Origin of the sequence: Trebonia sp., from assembly GCF_049794275.1 — a bacterium.
Classification (GTDB): domain Bacteria; phylum Actinomycetota; class Actinomycetes; order Streptosporangiales; family Streptosporangiaceae; genus Trebonia.
The window spans coordinates 1-4,350 of record NZ_JBARCR010000670.1 but is presented as its reverse complement, the minus strand read 5'-3'; the positions used below and the strand labels follow the sequence as shown (position 1 = coordinate 4,350).

Genomic DNA, 4,350 nt, shown 5'->3' with positions numbered 1-4,350 from the left:
AGCTCGGCAAAGGTCCGGCGCATGATGGCAGGCACCATGAACAGGTGCGTGACGCCATAGCCGTGCAGCATCTCCGCGACCGCGGTCGCGCCCTCTTGCTGGATTCCGTGCGCGGTGCTCACCAGGCGGCTCCTTCATGGCGTAGCTCCGTCGATGCACGCGGCCAGAGCCGGGCCGACGTATGACTATCATACAATGAGTGCGACGGCGCGCTGCCGGTGGAATCTGAGCTCCGGAGTGCGGACCTAGCCGGCCGCTTCCTGGGTGAGGGCGCTGAAAGGCGGCCATGCCCGCGGCCTCAACGTGCCGACCGCACGCTTTCGCGGCCGCGTCGGCATCGTTGGCCGCAATCGCGGCGACGATCTCAGCCAGCTCGGCCATGCTCTCGGCGGCGCGGTCCGGCCTGGTCAGCGACAGCGACCGGAGCAGGTTGATGCGGGCGTGCAGCGTGCCGGCTATGGACCAGCTATCTCGGCATCTCGGCGGACGATATCCGGCAGCTGCTCGCGGCCACCCCCCGCCGTTTCCTCGGCCTGCCGGAGTCCGTTTCCGTCAGCTGACAGAGCCTTGTCACTCCACTGGCACCGACTTAGACTGAATGTTCAGTCAAACTAAGGGGTGCCCGGTGCTTAACCAGGCCGACAGCAAGCTCGCCGTCGTCGAACGACTCATCGCGCAGCAGGAGGCCATCTTCGTCCAACGCCAGCCCAAGTCCGCCGAGCTGGCAGCCCGCGCCCGCGGCGTGCTCGCCGGAGGCGTCACGTCCAACTGGCAGATCACCCAGCCGCAGCCGGTCTGGCTCAGTCACGGCGCGGGCTCCAAGGTGTACGACGTGGACGGCAACGAGTACGTCGACCTGCACGGCGGCTACGGCGCCGCGCTGGCCGGCCACGCTCACCCGGCCATCGTCAACGCGGTCCGCGACCAGGTCGCGCACGGCACGCACTTCGCGCAGCCGACGCGGAACGCGATCGCCGTCGCCACCGAGCTGGCCCGCAGGTTCGCCCTCCCGCAGTGGCGGTTCGCCAACTCCGGCACCGAGGCCACCATGGACGCGGTGCACCTGATGCGCTCGTTCACCGGCCGCGACCTGATCATCAAGGTGGAGGGCGGCTACCACGGCCACCACGACTCGGTGCAGGTCTCCGTGATGCCCGACCCGGAGGACGCCGGCCCGGCTGACAAGCCCGCGCAGGTCCCGAGCAGCAGCGGCATCCCCGCCGCGATCACCGGCCTCACGCTGGTCGCGACCTTCAACGATCTCGGCAGCGTCGCCAGGCTCCTCGACGAGCACAAGGACCAGGTGGCCGGCATGATCGTCGAGCCGGTCATGATGAACGCGGGGATCATCCCGCCCGAGCCCGGCTTCCTGCGGGGCCTGAAGGACCTGCTGCATGACAACGGGGCGCTGCTCACCTTCGACGAGGTCAAGACCGGCCTCACCGTCGGGCCCGGCGGCGTCACCGCGAAGGAAGGCGTGATCCCGGACATCGTCTGCCTGGCCAAGTCGGTCGGCGGGGGAGTGTCGGTCGCCGCCATCGGCGGCACGCGGGAGCTGATGAAGTACGTCGCCGACGGCGGCTACGAGATGGTCGGCACCTTCAACGGCAACCCCCTGGCGATGGCCGCGGCGCGCGCCATGCTCACCGAGGTCGCCACCGACGAGGCCTACCAGCGGATCGAGCGGCTGCGCGCCCGCGCGGAGGCCGGCATCACCAAGGCGATCGCCGACAACGGCCTGACCGCGCACGTGGTGACCGCCGGCGCCAAGGGGTGCGTCGTGTTCGCCGACGCGCCGGTCCGCGACTACCGGGGGTTCCTGACCACCGACGACACGTTCAGCAACGCTCACTGGCTGTACCAGCACAACGGCGGGGTGTTCCTGCCGCCCTGGGGCAAGATCGAGCAGTGGCTGATCTCGGTGCAGCACGACGAGGCCGACATCGACCGGCTCGTCCGCAACTTCGCGGCCTTCGCGGCCGCAATCCATTCTTAACCGGCAATTGCCGGCAAACCCTTGCGAGCCAGCGCTGCGGAGAGTCTAATTGACCGAACATTCAGTCAATGTGAGAAGTGACACAGCTCGCCAGAAGAACGACACGCCCGGGAGGTGACCAGTGGCACACCCGAGAGAAGGCTGGCAAGGGCACGGAATGCCGCGCCGGAGGTTCCTGAAGACAGGCGCCGGCGCCGCACTCGCCGCCCTGGCCCTCGGGGCCGGCGCCGACGGCCTGCTCACCGGGTGCTCGTCTGACCTGGCGGACACGGGCACCGTGCCGCTGCCCCGGCAGGACCACCCGGTGACCTGGCCTGTCTACCCCGGCAACGCCGCGATCAAGTCGGGCCTCGCCCCGGAGCAGGACGCCACGCTGCAGGTGTACACGTGGGAGGCCTACATCAACCAGGCCGTCGTGAACTCCTTCGCCAAGAAGTACAAGACCAAGGTGCAGGTCACCACGTTCAACACGATGAACGAGGCCGTGTCCAAGCTGCGCAGCGGGCTCTCCTACGACCTCCTCATCGGCGCCACGGTGGACGTGCTCGGCCAGCTCATCGAGGGCCAGCTCGTCCAGCCGCTGAACCACTCCTACCTCCCGAACATCAGCCAGGCCTGGCCCGACTACACCAACCCCTTCTACGACCAGCACTGGCAGTACACGGTGCCGTACACCATCTACACCACGGGCATCACGTGGCGTAAGGACCTGGTGGACGAGAACCCGTACGCGATGGCCAACCCCTGGGCGATGCCCTGGCAGCCCAAGTACAAGGGCCGGGTGGCGATCCTCGACGACTACCGCGAGGGCATCTGCCTGGGGCTGATGAAGAACGGCCTGTTCGACCTCAACACCACCGACTACCGGCAGATCGCGACGTCGCGGCAGGCCCTGCAGGACCTGAACGGCCTGGTCAACCTGCGCATCGACAACAACGACTATTCCGAGGTGCCGGCCGGGCAGACCTGGATCACCAACGCCTGGTCAGGGGACATGGCGGCGGCGGCCTCGTACATGCCCAAGGGCGTGAACGTCGACGTCGTCGGCTACTGGTTCCCCCCGGACGGCCGCGGTCCTGTCGCCAACGACACGAACGCGGTGCTGCGGTCCGCGACCAATCCGGTGCTCGCGCACACGTTCCTCAACTACATGCTCGACCTGCCGAACGTGCTTGAGAACATCAGCTGGAACGGCTACATGCAGCCGCTCACCGGGGTGACGCCGCAGGTGCTCGTCAAGGAGCAGATCCTGCCGCCGTCCCTGATATCCACCGCCGTGCAACCCTCGACCTTCCGCCGCGGCCTGTTCGAGCTGCAGCTCCCGGTCGACGCGGACGCGCTGTGGCAGCAGGCCTGGCTCGTGGTGAGCAACGGGATCTGAGGGAGGCGCAGGCCATGCGGAACAAGAAGAACGGCTTCTACATCGCCCTCGCCGTGCCGGGCATCATCTGGCTCGCCGTGCTTTTCGTGGTGCCGGTCTACGCGGTGCTGTCGATCGGGATGGGCAAGCTCAACCAGATGTACGAGGCTCCTGTCGCGGTCTGGAACCCGTTCAGCTGGAGTTCCTCCAACGTCATCGACGTGTGGCGCGACCTGTTCGGCAGCGCCTCGTTCGCCGGCCCGGTCGCGGCGCGCACGCTGATCTACGTGGCGATCGCGGCAGCGCTGAGCCTGGCGATCGGCTACCCGGCGGCCTACTTCGTCGCCAGGTTCGCCGGCCGCCGCAAGGCCCTGTTCCTGGTGCTGCTCATCGCGCCGTTCTGGATCAGCTACATGATGCGGATGCTGGCCTGGATCGACCTGCTGTCCACCGGCGGCTACGTGAACAAGGTCCTCGGCTGGTTCGGCATCTCCCCGGTCAACTGGCTGGGCGGCAGCTCGGTGGCGGTGGTGCTCGGCCTGGTCTACGGCTATATCCCGTACCTCATCCTGGTGCTCTTCGCTGGCCTGGACCGGATCGACCCCGCGCTCATCGAGGCCGGCCGTGACCTGGGCCTCGGCAGGTTCCGCACGTTCGTGCACGTGACGCTGCCGCTGAGCAGGCAGGCGATCCTCGCCGCGCTGCTGATCACCGTGCTGCCGATGCTCGGCGACTACTACACCAACCAGATGCTGTCCGGCGCCGCGTCGACCTCGATGATCGGCAACCTCATCCAGGGCCAGCTCGGCACGCCGGGCCTGGAGGGCCAGGGCGCGGTGCTCTCGATGATCCTGCTGCTCGTGCTGCTGGTGCCGATGATCTACTACGTGATCGCGACGAACCGGGAGGCGGCCAGATGACCGCGACGAACGCCCCCGTTCCCGAAGCCCCTGACGCCCCCGGCGCCGGCGGCACCGCGGCCCCCGCCCCGGCC

At 68.1% G+C, this 4,350-nt stretch carries 4 protein-coding genes; 3 read left to right on the top strand and 1 reads right to left on the bottom strand.

Features of this window, described 5'->3' with window-relative positions; genetic code table 11:
* On the bottom strand, positions 1-447 hold a 447-nt coding region (locus WA805_RS18010), incomplete at its 3' end, for an FCD domain-containing protein (protein ID WP_425242908.1).
* A 178-nt stretch (positions 448-625) separates the two neighbouring features.
* Between WA805_RS18010 and WA805_RS18005 the strand changes: the two genes are divergently transcribed.
* From WA805_RS18005 to WA805_RS17995, 3 genes are all read left to right on the top strand, one after another.
* Positions 626-1,996 (top strand): aspartate aminotransferase family protein, encoded by a 1,371-nt coding sequence (locus tag WA805_RS18005; RefSeq protein WP_425242907.1) that lies wholly within the window; start codon positions 626-628, stop codon positions 1,994-1,996.
* 121 nt (positions 1,997-2,117) lie between these two features.
* Positions 2,118-3,377, top strand: a complete 1,260-nt coding sequence (locus tag WA805_RS18000; RefSeq protein WP_422282167.1) for a polyamine ABC transporter substrate-binding protein — start codon at positions 2,118-2,120, stop codon at positions 3,375-3,377.
* 14 nt (positions 3,378-3,391) lie between these two features.
* Positions 3,392-4,276 carry an ABC transporter permease gene (locus tag WA805_RS17995; protein WP_422286745.1) on the top strand — a complete coding sequence of 295 codons (885 nt, stop codon included), beginning with the start codon at positions 3,392-3,394 and terminating at the stop codon, positions 4,274-4,276.
* Positions 4,277-4,350: the final 74 nt, after the last annotated feature.

Excerpts from the sequence above, each read along its gene's own strand:
- WA805_RS17995 (WP_422286745.1), top strand. The coding sequence starts at position 3,392 with ATGCGGAACAAGAAGAACGGCTTCTACATCGCCCTCGCCGTGCCGGGC.